This window comes from Gillisia xinjiangensis (assembly GCF_046298265.1).
Classification (GTDB): Bacteria; Bacteroidota; Bacteroidia; order Flavobacteriales; family Flavobacteriaceae; genus Gillisia; species Gillisia xinjiangensis.
This window is the reverse complement of record NZ_JBKAHK010000004.1, coordinates 175314-193306: the sequence shown is the minus strand read 5'-3', so window position 1 is coordinate 193306 and position 17993 is coordinate 175314. Positions and strand designations below refer to the sequence as shown.

General features: G+C 37.3%; 15 protein-coding genes. 11 read left to right on the top strand and 4 right to left on the bottom strand.

Features of this window, described 5'->3' with window-relative positions; all coding sequences use genetic code 11:
- Positions 1-71: 71 nt before the first annotated feature.
- The 4 genes from ACKGJN_RS08350 to ACKGJN_RS08335 all read left to right on the top strand — a co-directional run bounded on the left by ACKGJN_RS08350 (position 72) and on the right by ACKGJN_RS08335 (position 5346).
- Positions 72-2393 carry an ATP-dependent helicase gene (locus ACKGJN_RS08350; RefSeq protein WP_409539019.1) on the top strand — a complete coding sequence of 774 codons (2322 nt, stop codon included), beginning with the start codon at positions 72-74 and terminating at the stop codon, positions 2391-2393.
- Between the two features lie 160 nt (positions 2394-2553).
- A complete protein-coding gene (locus tag ACKGJN_RS08345; RefSeq protein ID WP_409539018.1) occupies positions 2554-4263 on the top strand; it encodes an ArnT family glycosyltransferase in 1710 nt (569 codons plus the stop codon).
- Between the two features lie 6 nt (positions 4264-4269).
- Entirely contained in the window at positions 4270-4653 is a 384-nt protein-coding gene (locus tag ACKGJN_RS08340; RefSeq protein WP_409539017.1) for a GtrA family protein, read from the top strand.
- Positions 4654-4725: 72 nt separating this feature from the next.
- The gene (locus tag ACKGJN_RS08335) at positions 4726-5346 is read left to right on the top strand and encodes an L-threonylcarbamoyladenylate synthase (protein ID WP_409539016.1); all 621 of its coding nucleotides are present in this window, start codon (positions 4726-4728) and stop codon (positions 5344-5346) included.
- Positions 5347-5450: 104 nt separating this feature from the next.
- On the opposite strand, the gene ACKGJN_RS08330 is transcribed toward ACKGJN_RS08335, so the two are convergent.
- From ACKGJN_RS08330 to ACKGJN_RS08320, 3 genes are all read right to left on the bottom strand, one after another.
- Entirely contained in the window at positions 5451-6284 is an 834-nt protein-coding gene (locus ACKGJN_RS08330) for an OmpA/MotB family protein (protein ID WP_409539015.1), read from the bottom strand.
- An 82-nt stretch (positions 6285-6366) separates the two neighbouring features.
- Positions 6367-7359: a glycosyltransferase family 2 protein gene (locus tag ACKGJN_RS08325; RefSeq protein WP_409539014.1), complete on the bottom strand. Its 993-nt coding sequence runs from the start codon at positions 7357-7359 to the stop codon at positions 6367-6369.
- A gap of 81 nt (positions 7360-7440) precedes the next feature.
- A complete protein-coding gene (locus ACKGJN_RS08320; RefSeq protein WP_409539013.1) occupies positions 7441-7890 on the bottom strand; it encodes a type I restriction enzyme HsdR N-terminal domain-containing protein in 450 nt (149 codons plus the stop codon).
- Positions 7891-8025: 135 nt separating this feature from the next.
- Between ACKGJN_RS08320 and holA the strand changes: the two genes are divergently transcribed.
- The 7 genes from holA (at position 8026) to ACKGJN_RS08285 (ending at position 15529) form a co-directional block, all read left to right on the top strand.
- Complete coding sequence (holA, locus tag ACKGJN_RS08315; RefSeq protein ID WP_409539012.1) at positions 8026-9030, top strand: DNA polymerase III subunit delta; 1005 nt, start codon at positions 8026-8028, stop codon at positions 9028-9030.
- 1 nt (position 9031) lies between these two features.
- Entirely contained in the window at positions 9032-9934 is a 903-nt protein-coding gene (locus ACKGJN_RS08310; RefSeq protein WP_409539011.1) for a 1,4-dihydroxy-2-naphthoate polyprenyltransferase, read from the top strand.
- 176 nt (positions 9935-10110) lie between these two features.
- Complete coding sequence (locus ACKGJN_RS08305) at positions 10111-10791, top strand: metal-dependent hydrolase (RefSeq protein WP_409539010.1); 681 nt, start codon at positions 10111-10113, stop codon at positions 10789-10791.
- A 127-nt stretch (positions 10792-10918) separates the two neighbouring features.
- Entirely contained in the window at positions 10919-11953 is a 1035-nt protein-coding gene (locus ACKGJN_RS08300) for an o-succinylbenzoate synthase (protein ID WP_409539009.1), read from the top strand.
- A gap of 10 nt (positions 11954-11963) precedes the next feature.
- On the top strand, positions 11964-12899 hold the full coding sequence (locus tag ACKGJN_RS08295; protein ID WP_409539008.1) for a CPBP family intramembrane glutamic endopeptidase: 936 nt from the start codon (positions 11964-11966) through the stop codon (positions 12897-12899).
- A gap of 72 nt (positions 12900-12971) precedes the next feature.
- Complete coding sequence (locus tag ACKGJN_RS08290) at positions 12972-14066, top strand: AMP-binding protein (RefSeq protein WP_409539007.1); 1095 nt, start codon at positions 12972-12974, stop codon at positions 14064-14066.
- A 146-nt stretch (positions 14067-14212) separates the two neighbouring features.
- On the top strand, positions 14213-15529 hold the full coding sequence (locus ACKGJN_RS08285) for a M24 family metallopeptidase (protein ID WP_409539006.1): 1317 nt from the start codon (positions 14213-14215) through the stop codon (positions 15527-15529).
- Between the two features lie 61 nt (positions 15530-15590).
- Here ACKGJN_RS08285 and ppsA read toward each other — a convergent pair whose 3' ends face one another.
- The gene (ppsA, locus tag ACKGJN_RS08280; protein ID WP_409539005.1) at positions 15591-17981 is read right to left on the bottom strand and encodes a phosphoenolpyruvate synthase; all 2391 of its coding nucleotides are present in this window, start codon (positions 17979-17981) and stop codon (positions 15591-15593) included.
- Positions 17982-17993: the final 12 nt, after the last annotated feature.

Genomic DNA, 17993 nt, shown 5'->3' with positions numbered 1-17993 from the left:
AGTAACCTAGATTGAGGTTTTCAGTTAAGGGGTTTTTGGTTAAATTCACAGCTTAAAATAAAGAAGAACTATTGGAATCTTATTTAGCAGAATTAAATGATGCCCAACGGGCTCCAGTCCTTCAAAAGGACGGTGCGATGATTGTGATAGCAGGGGCTGGCTCCGGGAAAACCAGGGTGCTTACCTACAGGATTGCCTATTTGATGAGCAAAGGGGTAGATCCTTTTAACATCCTCTCGCTCACCTTTACCAACAAAGCGGCCAAGGAAATGAAGAAACGTATTTCCCAGATCGTGGGAAGCAGCGAGGCCAAAAACTTGTGGATGGGTACCTTTCACTCCATATTTGCTAAAATGTTGCGTTTTGAAGCAGATAAATTAGGATATCCATCAAATTTCACCATTTATGATACCCAGGATTCCCAACGATTAATTTCGGCTATAATAAAGGAAATGGGTCTGGATAAGGATATTTATAAATATAAACAGGTGTATTCCAGGATCTCTTCCTATAAAAACAGCCTAATCACAGTAAAAGCTTATTTTCAGAATCCGGAACTAAGGGAAGCCGATGCGATGTCTAAAAAACCTCGTTTAGGTGATATCTATCAAAATTATGTAGACCGTTGTTTTAAGGCAGGAGCGATGGACTTTGATGATTTGTTGCTGAAAACAAACGAACTTTTAAACCGGTTTCCGGAAGTGCTTCAGAAATATCAAAACCGCTTCAGGTATATTCTTGTGGATGAGTACCAGGATACCAATCATTCCCAATATTTGATCGTAAAAGCACTTTCAGATAAATTTCAGAATATATGTGTGGTAGGAGATGATGCTCAAAGTATTTATGCCTTTCGGGGTGCGAACATCAACAATATTCTGAATTTTCAGAAAGATTATGACAATGTTCAACTTTACAGACTGGAACAGAATTACCGTTCTACAAAAAACATCGTGAATGCCGCCAACTCCATCATTGAAAAGAATAAAACCAAGCTTGAAAAGGTGGTTTGGACCGCAAATGAAGACGGGCCAAAGATCATTGTAAACCGGTTGTTAACCGATGGGGAAGAAGGCAGGTTTGTGGCGAGCTCAATTTTTGAGAACAAAATGCAAAACCAGTTGAACAATGGGAGTTTTGCCATTTTATACAGAACGAATGCCCAAAGCCGGGCGATGGAAGATGCCTTGAGAAAACGCGAAATCCCTTACCGGATCTATGGCGGACTTTCATTTTATCAGCGTAAGGAGATAAAAGATGTACTTTCATATTTAAGATTGCTTATCAATCCTAATGACGAACAGGCCTTGAAAAGGGTGATCAATTATCCTGCCCGTGGAATTGGGCAAACCACCATCGATAAGCTTACCATTGCTGCAAATACCTATGGAAAATCAATCTTTGAGATCATTGAAAATCTGGATCATATAGATTTAAAGGTGAATTCCGGAACCAGGAGCAAGCTTACAAATTTCGTAAATATGATTAAAAGCTTCAGCATTTTGAACGAAAATGCCGATGCTTTTACAGTTGCCGATACGGTTGCAAAAAAAACAGGGCTTGTTCAGGATTTGAAGAAAGACGGAACTCCGGAAGGAGTTGCCAAAATTGAAAACATTGAAGAGTTATTGAATGGAATCAAGGATTTTGTAGAAGGGCAAAAAGAACTGGCCGATGCTACCGGGTCTTTAGCCGAATTCCTGGAAGATGTAGCATTGGCTACCGATATGGATAAGGAATCCAACGATGATCACGTGGCCCTTATGACCATTCACCTGGCGAAAGGACTGGAATTTCCATACGTTTATATTGTTGGGATGGAAGAAGATCTTTTTCCTTCCGGAATGAGTATGAACACCAGAAGTGAACTGGAAGAGGAAAGACGACTTTTTTATGTTGCACTAACCCGGGCTGAAAAGCAGGCCTATCTTACCTATACCCAATCGCGGTACCGATGGGGGAAACTGGTGGATGCCGAACCCAGCCGATTTATAGAAGAAATTGAAGGACAGTTCCTGGATTATATGATTCCGCAGGATGATTACAAGTACAAACCATTGATAGATACCGATATTTTTGGGGAAGTGGACAAAAGCAAATTGCGGCAAACCAAACCCAAAGCAGGATCACCACCACCAGCTCATAAGCCAAGTGAAGAGCAACTTCGGAAACTCAGGAAATTAAGGCCAGCTTTAGATAATTCGGGACAGGCATCGATTAAAGATGTGGTAAAGCTTGAAGAAGGGAATGAAGTGGAGCATATTCGCTTCGGAAAGGGGAAGGTCCTAAAAATAGATGGCATAGGACAGGATAAAAAAGCAGAGATCAATTTTGAAAATGGAGGAATCAAAAAGTTGTTGCTTCGATTTGCAAAGCTAAAATTACTTTCATGATTTTTTAATTTTTTGTTTTGTGGTAAGAGATTATCCGGTGAATTTTGAATTACATTTTGTCAAGATCATTTTAACTTTAAAGTTTTACTAACTTTAGTAAGTAATAATTAAAAACGGTTAATTTGAAAACTCTGAAAATGTGCAATAAAATCTCGATAATTTGAACCCCCAAAAAATAATAGGCAAGCAAACCTATTTTATTTTGGGGTTTTTGTTGATATGGGTAGTACTCAATCTTCTTAGTGCAGCCTTTACCGGCCTGGCTCATGATGAGGCTTATTACTGGATGTATTCCCAAAATTTAGATTGGGGTTTTTATGATCATCCACCCGCAATTGCGATCATGATTAAAGCTGGTTATTTTCTCTTTGAAAATGATTTTGGATTGCGGCTTGTAAACGTTTTAACGGGATGTGTATCCCTGTTTCTGTTATGGAAAATTTGCACTAAATACGGAGAGGATTTTTTGCTTTTTGTTTCATTGATCTCCGGGTTAATCATTTTTCATGTATATGGATTTATCGTGGTTCCTGATGGGCCACTCCTGGCTTCATCCATATTTTATTTTTGGGCTTTAGAAAAATACCTCAATTCAGAAAAAATAAAATATATTTTGATCTTAGCCCTGTCTGTTGCCTTAATGCTATACAGTAAATATCATGGTTTCTTAATCCTGCTTTTTACAATAATAGCAGCCCCCGAATTTCTTAAAAAAAGGAGTTTCTGGCTCATAGCACTATTTTCCCTGATATTATTCTTTCCCCATATTATTTGGCAAATAGAAAACAACTATCCTACTTTGCAATACCATCTTTTGGGAAGAGGAAACCGGGCATATACCATTTCCTTCTCCCTCAATTATTTTTTAGGATTAATCCTTATATCCGGACCACTGATAGGTTTTATTTTATGGTATGTCTTTTTTAAAGTTCGTATCACATCAAAGTGGGAGCGGGTATTAAAATTCAATGTGCTTGGGGTGGTGATATTTTTCTTTTTCTCAAGTTTTTACAGCAAAGTTGAACCCAACTGGAATATTCCCGTTGTAATACCGCTGTTAATTCTTTCCTATAAATATTTAAAGGAGGAATTTACTTTGCGAAAATGGATTGTCGTTTTAGGAGGAATAACATTTGTGATTGGATTATTTTTTCGGGTTTTCCTGGCTACTGATAGCATATTTAATGGGGTTTCTTCACATTTTAAAATTAGGAATGAATTTCATAATTGGGAAGAATGGGCGCAGGAAATAGCCAAAAAAGCACAAAACAAACCGGTGATTTTTTTGAACTCATATCAAAAAGCTTCAAAATACACCTATTATACAAAAAGTTTAGCGCACAGTTACAACGGAGTAAATTACAGAAAAAATCAATTTGACCTGTGGGATACAGAAACTAAAATTCAGGGTAAAAATGTCCTGATGGTATTGGGTATGGATTTGCCGAACTTTTCTTTGGTTGAAACCGCTATTGGGGATTTTTATATTTCTGAATTAAAAAATTTCAGAAGTTATAATAAAGTGGAAATTGAGGTCTTGAATAAGGAATGGACTTTTGAAGCAAAAAAAACATATCCATTGGAAGTAATGTTAACGAACAACTACCCTTTTTCGGTAAACTTTCAAGAGAATGAAAATTTTTCAGTGGAAATTGTTGCTTCTTTAATTAAGGATAAGCAACTTGTTGAAGAACAGCGTTTTCCTTTATTATTAGATAAGGGAGAATTGGATCCGGGTGAAAGTTTTATTCAAATAATAAATTATAAAGCCCCACCTGAAAAGGACAGTTACCATATTTTCGTTTCTTTAAAAAGCAATTATCTGGAACCTGGAATAAACTATAAAAACAAGATTCTAATTGTAGAATAATTAGTGATGGAAATATTTGCCTGGCAATTTATTAAATTTTCTCTTGTCGGAACTTCAGGGTTATTTATTGATTTTGGAATCACCTTTCTTCTCAAAGAAAGATTTTCCTTTAATAAATATCTCGCCAATAGTACTGGATTTTCATTCGCGGTGATAAGCAACTATTTTCTCAATAAATATTGGACTTTTCAGGACCTCAATCCGGAAATTTTCTCCCAAGGGTTCAAATTTATTCTCATTGCCATCATAGGTTTAATTATTAATAACCAGGTGATCTATCTTTTAAACCACCACAAACAGTTTAATTTTTATGTGGCTAAGGTTTTTGCGATTGGAATTGTTGTTTTATGGAATTTTACAGCAAATTATTTTTATACCTTCTCAGGATAATTTTTCGTTCATATTTTAAGGTAAAAACTTTAAAATTTTGTAAATTCTTTTTGTTATTAAAATAAGGTAGTTATGGCAGAATTAATACGTATTTACGAAGAGAACCCAAATCCTAAAGATATTAAAAAAGTGGTGGAAGTACTGCGAAAAGGTGGTTTGGTGATCTATCCAACCGATACCGTTTACGGGCTGGGTTGTGATATCACCAATACTTCGGCACTAGAGCGAATAGCTCAAATAAAACAGGTGAAACTTGAGAAAGCAAATTTCTCCTTTATATGTGAAGATCTCAGTAATCTTTCAGATTATGTAAAACAAATTGACACCCAGACCTTTAAGATCTTAAAACGAAATCTTCCCGGGCCTTATACCTTTATTTTGCCGGGAAATAGCAATTTGCCGAATGTTTTCAAAAAGAAAAAAACAGTCGGAATCAGGGTGCCCGATAATAATATTTGCAGGGCTATCGTTCGTGAACTCGGAAATCCTATTGTTTCAACCTCGATTCGCGATGATGATGAGGTGATAGAATATACCACAGATCCTGAGCTGATCCATGAAAAATGGGATAAATTGGTAGATATAGTTATTGATGGTGGGTACGGAGATAATATTCCTTCCACTGTAATAGACCTTACCAATGCTGAGCCTGAAGTAATGAGGGAAGGAAAGGGAAGTATTGAGATTATATAAATGGGGGTTGTAACAGTTTGCTCAAAATCCTGAATTATTAAATCCAGATAATAAAAAAGCCCCGCAATGCGAGGCTTTTTTGTATTTATGTTTTCTGCTAGTTATTATTTAGCATCTCCCATACCTTCTTCAATCAGGTTGTAGAACTGATCTAATTTAGGTAAGATAACAATTCTTGTTCTTCTGTTTTTAGCACGACCTTCAGCATTTGCATTGGTTGCAAGTGGAATATAGTAACTTCTTCCTGCTGCAGTCATTCTTTCCGGTGGCACACCGAATTCGTTTTGAAGTATTCTCACAACTGAAGTTGCACGTTTTACGCTTAAATCCCAGTTATCTTCAATCACGGCAGTTTTTATAGCCTGATCATCTGTATGACCTTCAACCATAAATTCAATTTCCGGTCTGTTTTTTACAACGGTAGCAACTTTACCCAGTACTTCTTTAGCACGACTGGTAACATTCCAACGACCACTGTCAAATAACATTTTATCTGAAATGGATACATAAACAACACCCTTTTCAACATTGATCTGGATATCTTCATCGCTCATGTTTCCAAGAACACCTTTAAGACTTGTTACCAAAGCAAGGGTTACCGAATCTTTTTTGGTGATTGCATCCTGCATACGTTGAATTTTCAAATCTTTTTCTTTGATACTTTCCAAAGATCTTTCAAGATTTTGAGCTTCTTTCACTGAAAGTGTCGCTAAATCTCCAACGTTGTTAAGCAATGCAGCATTTTGATTGTTTAAAGTTTTGACTTGTTGTCCCAACCTCTCTTTTTCGTCTAAACAAGAATTCAGCTTAACTGTAGCCGTGTTTAATTGATCCTGAGTTTCTCTTTGTTGAGTTTCCAGTGCTGCATATTTCTTCTGTGAAACGCAAGAAGAAAGAAGAAGCGCTGCTGATGCTGTTAAAAGCAAAATTTTCTTCATAATGGTGTTTTTTTTTGTTAAAGTTAGATTTTCCCAAAGTTATCAAAACTGGTGCCAATTCCCTAGTTTTTGGTTAAAAACATTACATTTCCGAGAATTTTTTTATTCCCAAAAAATAATGACTGCAAACAACGGAAAATTTTGAAAAAGAGGCGAATTTCACAGGGACTTTTTTTCTCTTTTTAATGAATACCGGCAACATTTTATAAAAACTTATATGGGCATTTAGAATCTCTAAAAAATGTTTTCCACGGCCTTCAATTAAAAATTTTATAGCTGCGATCCCGTCCAGGATCATTCGTATTGGAAGTATCCATAAGAGTTGAGAAGCAGGAAGATTTTTCAGCAAATTATATAAGCTGTTCCTGAAATTATAAAAGGTTTTTCTTGGATTCATATGGTTTAAGGTTGCCCCGCCCACGTGATACACAATAGATTTTGGCGTGTATTTTACTTTGAACCCAAAATTATGCAAGCGCCAGCAAACATCTATTTCTTCCTGATGGGCAAAATAATCTTCATCCAGCCCTCCTATTTTAAAAAAAGCACTGCTCCTAATTGCAAGACACGCGCCGCTTGCCCAAAAAATATTGGTTTCATCGTCATATTGGCCTTGATCTTTTTCCAAACTGTTAAAAATTCTTCCCCGGCAATAAGGATATCCCAGTTTATCGATAAAACCGCCTGCAGCTCCTGCATATTCAAAATATTCAGGATTTTTAAAATCCATAATTTTAGGTTGTGCTGCTCCCAGATCTTCATTTTTTTGGAATAGCTCCATTATTGGGGGTAGCCAGTGCGGAGTCACCTGCACATCGCTGTTCAACAAGATAAAAAGTTCTTCCTCAAGGCCGGAAAGTGCATCATTATATCCTTTTGAATAGCCTCCGTTTAATTTATTCTGAATGATCTTTACTTTCGGAAAATTTTCTTTTACAAATTTAACCGAATTATCTGAAGAAGCATTATCGGCAAGATACACTGTGGCTTCAGGAGAAAAATCGACCACAGAAGGCAAAAACTGTTTTAAGAGTTCAATTCCATTCCAGTTTAAAATCACAACAGCTACGGTCATTAAAGGGGATTTTTTTAAGCGTGTTCAAAAGTAATCAGAAAATTTCAAGGTTGCCCGATGCAAAATGGCTTATTCTATTTTCTATAGATTCAAATATTCCGGAAGATCCTGAAGAAAATGATATTTTTCCTCTGCATAATCAAGTTTACAGTAATAATGCTCCAATCCATTGGTAACCATTAAATAGGTAGCATCTAAACTCATATTATAACGTGCAATTTGATCAAAAGTAGCCTGGGAGATCTTTATTGATGGGGCTTTACATTCCACAATCAATTGTATTTTTCCATTGGGTTTATAAACCACCACATCATAACGCTTGGTCATTTTGCCCAATTTCAGCTGTTTCTCAACATTTAAATGGCTTTTTGGATACTGTTTCTCCTTCATAAGAAATTGAACCGTATGCAATCGAACCCATTCTTCAGGAGTTAGAATTACAAACTTTTTTCGTATTTCATCAAATACGGCCGTTTTATTTTCGCTATTTTTGAATCGAAATGAATAGTCCGGGAAATTCAATTTTTGCATAATTCAAAATAACAAAATTTTAGAGTGAACTCCTGAATCTATTCAAATTAAATTCTTGAAAGGAACTACGGAATTTAAGAAATCAAAGAACCTTTTTAGCTATGAACTCAAAAGTTTAAACTATTTTAAGCCATTATGGAAGAAGCTATACAAATAGTTAAAAAAATAAAAAACGGACAAATACACCCCATTTATTTCCTGATGGGTGAAGAGCCTTATTATATCGATAAGATTTCCGACTATATTGAGGATAATTTATTAGCAGAGGAAGAAAAAGGCTTTAACCAGATGGTCCTCTACGGAAGAGATACAAGTATTGATGAGATTGTGAGCAATGCCAAGCGCTATCCCATGATGGCAGAGCGGCAGCTTGTAATTATAAAAGAGGCCCAGGATCTCTCCCGAAGTATTGAAAAACTTGAATCCTATGCCGAGAATCCTCAACCTACAAGTGTTTTGGTATTTTGCTATAAATACAAAAAAATAGATAAGCGTAAAAAACTATATAAAACCATCTCAAAAACCGGGGTTATCTTTGAGAGTAAAAGATTATATGAAAATCAAATAGCAGGTTGGATCCAAAAAACCCTTAAATCCCGTGATTATAATATTTCTCCCAAAGCTGCCCAAATGCTGGTGGAATTTTTGGGCGTAGATCTCGGGAAAATAGATAATGAACTTCAAAAACTTCAGTTAATCACCCCGAAGGAAACCCTTATTTCCCCTGAATTAATCGAGGAAAATATAGGGATAAGCAAGGATTTCAACAACTTTGAACTCAGGAAAGCAATAGGTTTGAAGGATGAGGTAAAAGCTCATCAAATTATCAATTATTTCTCCCAAAATTCAAAGGACAATCCAATGGTGGTAACTGTTACCTTATTATTCTCCTATTTTTCTCAAATATTACAATATCATGGGCTAACAGATCAATCTAAAGCCAATGTTGCAAAAGTTTTAAAAGTAAACCCCTATTTTGTGAGTGATTATGTGGTTGCAGCAAGAAACTATCCTATGAAAAAAGTAAGTGGGATTATAGGATTTTTGAGGGATGCCGATGTTAAAGGAAAAGGAGTAGGAGCGGCCAATGTTGGGCAGGGAGATTTATTAAAGGAACTGCTTGTTAAAATAATGCGTTAATATGGGAAATTTCAGTTCATGGATTAATGCTGCACGCTTAAGGACCTTACCGCTTTCAATTTCCGGAATTATAGTGGGGACAACCATCGCAGTTCAACAGGGATATTTCAATATAGTAACCTTTAGTTTGGCGCTTTGCACTACCCTGGGACTTCAGATACTTTCCAATTTGGCCAATGATTACGGTGATGGCGTTAAAGGAACCGACAATGAAAATCGGGTGGGTCCTGCAAGAGCTATTCAAAGCGGATTGATCTCTGCAAGGGAAATGAAGCAGGGGATTTGGATTACTGCAATCGCAACAATGATCCTCGCACTGCTGTTGATTTATGTTGCTTTTGGGAGTGAAAACTTCCTTTCTGCATTTGTGTTTTTCGCACTGGGCATAGCCGCCATAGTAGCCGCCATTAAATATACCGTAGGAGAGAATGCTTATGGATACAGGGGATTAGGAGATGTTTTTGTATTTATTTTCTTTGGTCTTGTCGCTGTATATGGCTCTTATTTTTTATATACGATGGAATTCAACTGGCTTGTTCTATTGCCGGCTTTTGCTATAGGTTTTTTAAGCGCAGGGGTTTTAAACCTAAATAACATGCGTGACCGCGAATCGGATGCAAATTCAGGTAAAAACACCCTGGTGGTAAAAATGGGAGCAAGTCGGTCAAAAAATTATCATTATTCTTTAATTATTGGAGCAAGTTTTTGTTTGGTGATATTTTCGGTTTTTACGGCTGATTCATGGACTGATTTCCTTTATTTAATAGGTTTTATTCCGCTTTTTCTTCATTTAAAAAGAGTGGTTGAAAATGAAAACCCAATGCTTTTGGATCCTGAGCTTAAAATACTTGCACTCACCACATTTTTTATTTCCATATTATTTGGATTGGGGCTTATTTTATAACAGGTTGTTTGGAAATAAATTTCCCGTGATTAATGATATTTCAGCTTTCAATGCTTATTTTAGAATAAATCTTAAAAATAGAATTATGAAATGAGCATAACGAGAAATATGAGAAAAACACCAAAGAATATATGCGAATTGCATATGACCAATAAATAACAAAAAATAAAACACATATGAAAATCACTTTTTACGGACATAGCTCCTTTGGAATACAAATAGGCGAAACTCATTTAATTGTAGATCCATTTATTACCGGAAACGAAAAATCCAAAGAAAAGATTGACATACATGAATTGAAGGCAGATTTTATTCTGCTAACCCACGCACACCAAGACCATATTCTGGATGCTGAAAAAATAGCCAAAAATATGGGAGCAATTATAGTAAGTAATTTTGAAATCGCTACGCATTATGAAAACATGGGATTAGAAGTACATCCCATGAACCACGGAGGAAGTTGGGATTTTGAATTCGGGAAGCTGAAATATGTGAACGCCGTGCATACAAGTTCTTTTCCGGATGGTTCCTATGGTGGACAGCCTGGAGGTTTCGTGATTGAGAGTGAACATAAAAATATTTATATAGCCGGAGATACTGCGCTTTCCATGGATATGAAACTTATTCCTATGTCAATAAAACTGGATCTCGCTATTTTACCCATAGGAGATAATTTTACGATGGGAATAGAAGATGCGATTTTCGCCAGCGATTTTGTTGAATGTGATAAGATTATAGGTTGTCATTACGATACGTTTGGGTATATAGAAATAGATCATGAGGAGGCAAAACGAAAATTCTATGAAAAAAACAAGGATTTAATGCTTCTCGAGATTGGGGAGAGTATAGAATTGTAGATAACCTCTCTTGAGCTTTTCCAAAGTTTAAAATTTTTAATAAAACTTTGGAAAAGCTTTAGATAAATAACTTTTTCAAAGTTTCAAACAGTTGAAAAAAATTTCGGAAAAGTTCAACCAAACCTAAATGCAGGCAAACTACCAACAGTATTTTTTAAATTTTAAACGCCCCAGTGGAACTTCCCGGGGCATTCTTTCTACAAAGGAAACCTGGTTTATTATCCTTGAACATGACGGAAAAACGGGTGTAGGCGAATGCGGACTTTTACGGTCTCTTAGTTTTGATGACAGGCCGGATTATGAAGAGAAATTGAAATGGGTTTGCGAAAACATAGCATTGGGACCCGAAGTACTTTGGAAGCAACTCTTGGAATTTCCATCCATTCAGTTTGGAGTGGAAATGGCTTTTAAATCTCTCGAAGCACAGGATAAATTTATTCTTTTTCCTTCTGAATTCACCAAGGGAAAGTCTGCAATACCTATTAACGGATTGGTTTGGATGGGAGATAAAGCTTTTATGAAAGCGCAAATTTTAGAAAAAATCAAGGCTGGGTTCCGTTGTATAAAATTGAAGATTGGCGCGATTGATTTTCAAACCGAACTGGATCTTCTTAAATATATTCGCACCGAATTTTCTTCAAAAGAAATCGAACTCAGGGTAGATGCCAATGGGGCTTTTTCCTATCCGGAAGCGATGGAAAAACTCGAAAAACTCAGCGAATACGAAATTCATAGTATCGAGCAGCCCATAAAACAGGGCAAATGGGAACACATGGCCGATTTATGCAGCAAAACTCCTATTCCTATAGCATTAGATGAAGAATTGATAGGTGTTACGGACTTTGATAAAAAACAGGAATTATTGCAAATTATAAATCCACAATTTGCGATATTTAAGCCCAGTTTAATTGGAGGCTTTAAAGGCACTCAGGAATGGGTAGACCTGGTGGATGAAAATTCTATTGGTTGGTGGGTAACAAGTGCATTGGAAAGCAATGTAGGTTTGAATGCTATCAGTCAGTGGATTTTCACGAAAAATAAATCTTTGCCCCAGGGATTGGGAACCGGTGGATTGTATACAAACAACTTCAAAAGTCCGCTGGTAGTGCAAAAGGGAGAAATAAAATACGATCCTGAAATATCGTGGAAATTTAATTTATAAAGTAAATCATATGTTTATTCAGCAGGCTTTTAAGTATCAAAATGATTTCTGGAGGTATATCATTGGAGTGGCAATAGTCCTTGTTTTTATAATAGCCGGCCAATTACCTCTTGCGCTTGCGATATTTTTGGAAGGAGGTTTTGAAATAGCAGGAATGGAACAGGATGAAATGTTGCAATTGCTGGATTCAAATCTTAATTTATTCTTGATTCTACTCTCCTTTGCGTTTGGACTGGCAGGAGTTTTTCTGGCAGCAAAAGTCCTTCATAATCAGCCCATAATTGCCTTAACAACCACCCGAAAGAAAATTGATTGGGGAAGGTTCTTTTTTGCATTTGGCCTGGTAGCACTGTTTTCTGTTGTTGTAACAGTTGGAGATTATTTTGCCAATCCCGATGATTATTTTTTCAATTTTAAACCCGGACCATTTTTTATTATGCTCTTTATTGCCATTATAATGATTCCTCTTCAAACCAGTTTTGAGGAGTATTTCTTTCGGGGTTATTTAATGCAGGGGGTTGGTACTTTGGTTGGAAATAAATGGGTGCCATTAATCCTTACTTCGGTAGTTTTTGGAGGGCTTCATTTTTTCAATCCGGAAGTTACAAAACTGGGGAATATTATTATGATCTATTATATAGGAACAGGATTTATGCTGGGAATTATGACTTTAATGGATGAAGGCCTGGAACTCGCTCTGGGATTTCATGCAGGGAACAACCTAATTACTGCCGTTTTAGTAACTGCAGACTGGACTGCTTTTCAAACCAACTCTTTATTAAAGGATATTTCTGATCCGTCCATGGGGTGGGATGTGCTTATCCCGGTATTAATTGTTTACCCGGTTTTCCTCTTTATTATGTCCAAAAAATATGGCTGGAGCAACTGGAAAGACAAATTATTTGGGAAGGTAGAAAAACCCGAAGTGTTAAAACCTTCTGAATAAAAATAAAAATTCGAGAGTATTTTGTTAAATTGACGTATTCTTAATAAGAACCTTCTTTAAGTTCAAAAAAATATGAACGAAAAACACATAATTCCTGAAACTCATCCTGATTTTAAACTCAATAAGAATCATTATTCTAATTCCGATTTAAGCCAGGTTGCATATAATCTCATAAAAGAGGGAGAACCCTATGAAGGTGCCATTGGGGATTTTCTTCTGGATTGGCTGAAGCCCTCCGCGTCTATGGAGGTACAAACATCTGGATCTACGGGAACGCCAAAAAAAGTGAAACTCCTAAAAGAGCACATGATAAATTCGGCCAGGGCAACTGGTAAATTTTTTGAACTTCCGGAAAAATCTACTGCCTTACATTGCTTACCGGCAGAATTTATTGCAGGAAAGATGATGTTGGTGCGGGCGATGGTTTTAGGTTGGGAAATAGATTTGGTTACTCCGGCTTCAAACCCCCTGGATCAGGTTTTCAAAACCTATGATTTCTGCGCGATGACACCCTTCCAACTGGATAATTCCATTGGCAGATTACATTTAATAAAAAAGTTGATCGTGGGAGGGGGTGCTGTATCTCCTTCGCTCCAAAAAATGGTACAAGGTGTAAAAACCAAGGTATACGAAACTTTTGGAATGACGGAAACCGTTTCTCATATTGCTGCAAAAAAACTTAATCCGGGAAAGAAAAAATCAAAACCAATTCCTTTTAAAGTGCTTCCTGACATTTCAATTTCTACAGATGAAAGAGGCTGTCTTGTTATTAAAGCCCCTAAGGTTGCCAGCGATACAATTGTAACCAATGACGTTGTGGAGATTTTGACCTATAAAAAGTTCCTTTGGAAAGGGAGATATGATAATGTGATAAACTCCGGAGGCATAAAATTATATCCTGAAGAGATCGAGCGGAACTTGAATAAAATCATTAAAAGAAGGTTTTTTGTAACCGGAATGCCGGATGATGCCTTGGGAGAAAAACTGGTTTTATTTGTTGAGGCCGATTTTTCTGAAGAATTGTTGGAAGAACTTCAGAAAGAAATTAAATCTCTGAAGTCGCTTGATAAATATGAAATTCCAAAGAAAATTTATCTGATCGAAAAATTCGAGGAAACCCCAAATGGGAAAATCCACAGGGAAAAAACATTGAAAAGCATGATTTAATCCCATCATTAGGTTGAATTCCCAATGCCCTTAACGTTTGGACAGGATTTCACCGAAATCCGGAGATTTCTTTCCCTGATATACCTGGAGAGCTTTCTCTCAGGTAATTGCTTAAAACAAACACCCATTTTATAATGACCTCCAATATGTTTAAATTCTTTATTAGTTTTTTCTTTTTCGGAATTGTAGCCAATGCTCAAATTTTATCTGAAAAAGACCGTGCCAGTCTAGAAGATGAGATTCTGGAAGACCGTTTCACCAATCTTTTGCCAAAGTTGATGGACAGGGCAGGATTGGATATGTGGGTTCTAATCTCCAGGGAATACAATGAAGATCCTGTGTTGAAGACCATGCTCCCGGCAACCTGGCTTAATGCCCGAAGGAGAACCATTCTGGTGTTTTACAGGGATAAACAAAAAGATACTTTAGAGCGACTGGCTGTTGCCAGATATAACATTGGTGATAACATTGCTTCTGCCTGGGATCCCGAATCTCAACCCGACCAGTGGAAGGCTCTTTTGGAAATCATCGAAGAAAAAAATCCAAATAAGATCGCACTTAACTATTCCCGGGATTTTGCCCTGGCAGACGGGATTGTAAAAACAGATTATGAGTCTTTTCTTAATATTTTATCTGAAGAATTAAAAGCTAAAGTTGTTTCAGCAGAAGAGCTGGCTATTGGTTGGATAGAAACCCGAACTGCAAAGGAAATGCAACTTTATGAAGATCTAATTTTTTTAACTCATGGGATTATTGCCGAAGCTTTTAGTGAAAAATTAATAGTTCCGGGAGAAACCACTTCAAAGGAAGTTGTTTGGTGGTTACGCCAAAAAGTAACCGATCTTGGGCTGGAGACCTGGTTTCATCCTACGGTTGATATTCAAAGAAAGGAAGAAGCTTTAAAAGATCATATTGAAGCCTTTTCTGCAGGATATGAAGATGAGGTGATACGCCCCGGAGATTTGCTACATTGTGACTTTGGAATAACCTATTTAAAACTGAATACAGATTGCCAGCAGCATGCCTATGTTTTAAAACCCGGGGAAACAGAAGCTCCTGAATTTTTAAGGGAAGCATTAAGCAAAGGAAACAAATTACAGGATATTCTTACAGCTAATTTTAAAACCGGAATGTCCGGAAATGAAATTCTTTTAGCTTCCTTAAAACAGGCTAAAAAAGAAGGCCTGAGGCCATCGATATATACGCATCCTTTAGGATTATATGGTCATTCTGCAGGTCCTACGATCGGAATGTGGGATTCCCAGGGCGGTGTTCCGGGGACAGGAGATTATGAACTCTACCCAAATACGGTTTATGCTATTGAACTGAATACAACTGTAAATATTCCTGACTGGGGTAAAGATATTCGAATAATGTTGGAAGAAGCAGGATTCTGGAGAGAAGATGGCTTCCGTTATGTAAACGGCAGGCAAGAGAAACTACTTTTAATTCCATCAAAATAAATTTCAATTCAGGAAAATATTGGGCGTTTTTTTAATGTTGATGAATTGTCTTTCATATATATCATCTTCCTCTTTTTTTTTCAGCTTCTAAGATATTCTTGATTCCCTTAGCTACAGCATCCGGATTAAAGGAAATGCTGTCTATTCCGTGTTCTACCAGGAATTGGGTAAATTCAGGAATGTCACTTGGTGCCTGTCCACATAAGCCTATCTTCCTGCCTTTCTTTTTGGCCTTCTCAATTGCCATACCTATCATTTGTTTGGAAGAAGGATTGGTTTCATCAAACAAATCGCTCACCAGTGCCGAATCCCTGTCCAGACCTAAAGTGAGCTGTGTTAAATCATTGGAGCCAATGGAAAAACCATCAAAGATCTCGGCGAATTCTTCCGCCTGAAGTACATTTGAAGGAATTTCGCACATTACATAGATCTCCAAATCATTCCAACCTTGTTTCAACCCGAAGTCGCCCATAAGATTAATTACTTTTTTTCCTTCTTCCACTGTACGGCAAAAGGGGATCATCAACTTTACATTGGTAAACCCCATTTCATCCCTTACGATTTTCATGGCCTCACATTCCATTTCAAAACCATCTTTGTACTTTTCACTATAATACCTGGAAGCTCCCCTGAAACCCAGCATCGGGTTTTCCTCATCAGGTTCAAATTCTTTTCCGCCGATCAAATTCGCATACTCATTCGATTTAAAATCGCTCATTCTTACAATGACCTCGCGGGGATAGAATGCAGCAGCAATAGTTGCAACACCTTCCGCCAGTTTTTCAACAAAAAAAAGATGTTTTTCCTCGTAGGAAGCTGTTAATTCTGAAATTTTCTTTTTTGCTTCTTTGTCTTCTAAGTCATCAAAATACCGAAGCGCAAGGGGATGGATCTGGATGACGTTATTTATTACGAACTCCAGGCGCATTAATCCCACGCCCTTTACAGGATAGTTGCTGTAACTGTACGCCAGGTCCGGATCGGCCAGTATTAACATCACTTCAGTTTCCGGCTCTTCCTGTTTGCCGAAATCTATTTCTTTCTCTTCCCATTCCAGAAAACCTTCGAATATTTTTCCAATATTTCCCCCGGCACAGGCAACTGTGATTTCTTGTCCGTCCTTAATCACCTCGGTCGCATTTCCGGTTCCAACTACCGCCACAGCACCTAGTTCCCGGGCCACAATAGCAGCATGGCTTGTTCTACCTCCACTATTTGTGACAATAGCAGATGCTTTTTTCATCACATTGTCCCAATCAGGATTTGTAATTCCAGTTACCAGAACATCCCCCTTTTGCAGTTTGTCAGATTCGGCAGGAGAACTCAGGATGCGGCTTTTGCCTTTGGTGATTCTTTCTCCAATTCCGGTGCCCTTGGTAATTACTTTTCCTTCTGTTTTTAACCGGTATTCTATAATCTTGGATTTGTCCTTTCCGGAATGCACTGTTTCCGGCCTGGCCTGTACAATATATAGCTCCCCGCTTTCCCCATCTTTAGCCCATTCGATATCCATTGCCCGTTTATAATGATCTTCTATTTCTAAAGACCAAACTGCCAATTGTAGTACTTCATCATCGGTAAGAACATATTGTTTTTGCTTTTTAGCAGGGGTTTTCTTATTGATTGTAGTGGTATCATTTTTTCCACCACCGGTGGCATAAACCATTGTTTTTTCCTTGCTGCCTAATTTTTTGGAAATAATAGAACGCATTCCTTTTTTTAAAGATGGTTTAAAAATATAAAATTCATCGGCATTTACAGCACCCTGAACAACATTATCTCCCAGCCCCCATGAACCTGTGATAAAAAGCACTTTTTCGTAGCCACTATCTGGCAAAATAGTAAATCCTACTCCTGCTGAAGCTTTATCTGAACGCACCATTTTTTGCACTCCGGCAGAGAGTGCTACCTGCATATGTTGAAATCCATTGTGCTCCCTGTACCTTATTGCCCTGTCGGTAAAAAGAGATGCAAAACATTTTTTACAGGCTTTTAGTGTGTTTTCGGGTCCTTGTATGTTCAGGAATGAATCATGCTGGCCAGCAAATGATGCTTCTGGAAGATCTTCAGCAGTTGCGCTGCTTCGCACTGCAACACTGGTTAATGCTACTTCTTTTTCTTCCAGTTGTCGGTAAGCCTTCTTTATTTCTTCCGCAAGTTCATCAGGGAATTTCCCCTTTAGAATCAATTCCCGGGCATTTTTACCTGTTTCCCTAAGATTTTTGAACTCTTTTGTATCTAGTTTTTGAAGCAGGTTGGTAAGTTTTTCTCTAAGACCGTTGTGTTCAAGATAATCCCAATAGGCCTGAGCGGTGGTAGCATATCCTGCAGGAGTTCGAATTCCTTTGGGGCCAAGCTGCCTTATCATTTCCCCAAGGGAAGCATTTTTTCCACCCACTTCGGCGGAATCCTCATTATTTAGATCGCTAAAAAATCGTATATATTTACTCATTACCTAAAATAT

What these genes read in the sequence shown, in the direction of transcription:
- ACKGJN_RS08340 (WP_409539017.1), top strand. Translation starts at nt 4,270, where the DNA reads ATGGAAATATTTGCCTGGCAATTTATTAAATTTTCTCTTGTCGGAACT.
- ACKGJN_RS08335 (WP_409539016.1), top strand. Translation starts at nt 4,726, where the DNA reads ATGGCAGAATTAATACGTATTTACGAAGAGAACCCAAATCCTAAAGAT.
- ACKGJN_RS08330 (WP_409539015.1), bottom strand. Translation starts at nt 6,284, where the DNA reads ATGAAGAAAATTTTGCTTTTAACAGCATCAGCAGCGCTTCTTCTTTCT.
- ACKGJN_RS08325 (WP_409539014.1), bottom strand. Translation starts at nt 7,359, where the DNA reads ATGACCGTAGCTGTTGTGATTTTAAACTGGAATGGAATTGAACTCTTA.
- ACKGJN_RS08320 (WP_409539013.1), bottom strand. Translation starts at nt 7,890, where the DNA reads ATGCAAAAATTGAATTTCCCGGACTATTCATTTCGATTCAAAAATAGC.
- holA (WP_409539012.1), top strand. Translation starts at nt 8,026, where the DNA reads ATGGAAGAAGCTATACAAATAGTTAAAAAAATAAAAAACGGACAAATA.
- ACKGJN_RS08310 (WP_409539011.1), top strand. Translation starts at nt 9,032, where the DNA reads ATGGGAAATTTCAGTTCATGGATTAATGCTGCACGCTTAAGGACCTTA.
- ACKGJN_RS08305 (WP_409539010.1), top strand. Translation starts at nt 10,111, where the DNA reads ATGAAAATCACTTTTTACGGACATAGCTCCTTTGGAATACAAATAGGC.
- ACKGJN_RS08300 (WP_409539009.1), top strand. Translation starts at nt 10,919, where the DNA reads ATGCAGGCAAACTACCAACAGTATTTTTTAAATTTTAAACGCCCCAGT.
- ACKGJN_RS08295 (WP_409539008.1), top strand. Translation starts at nt 11,964, where the DNA reads ATGTTTATTCAGCAGGCTTTTAAGTATCAAAATGATTTCTGGAGGTAT.
- ACKGJN_RS08290 (WP_409539007.1), top strand. Translation starts at nt 12,972, where the DNA reads ATGAACGAAAAACACATAATTCCTGAAACTCATCCTGATTTTAAACTC.
- ACKGJN_RS08285 (WP_409539006.1), top strand. Translation starts at nt 14,213, where the DNA reads ATGTTTAAATTCTTTATTAGTTTTTTCTTTTTCGGAATTGTAGCCAAT.
- ppsA (WP_409539005.1), bottom strand. Translation starts at nt 17,981, where the DNA reads ATGAGTAAATATATACGATTTTTTAGCGATCTAAATAATGAGGATTCC.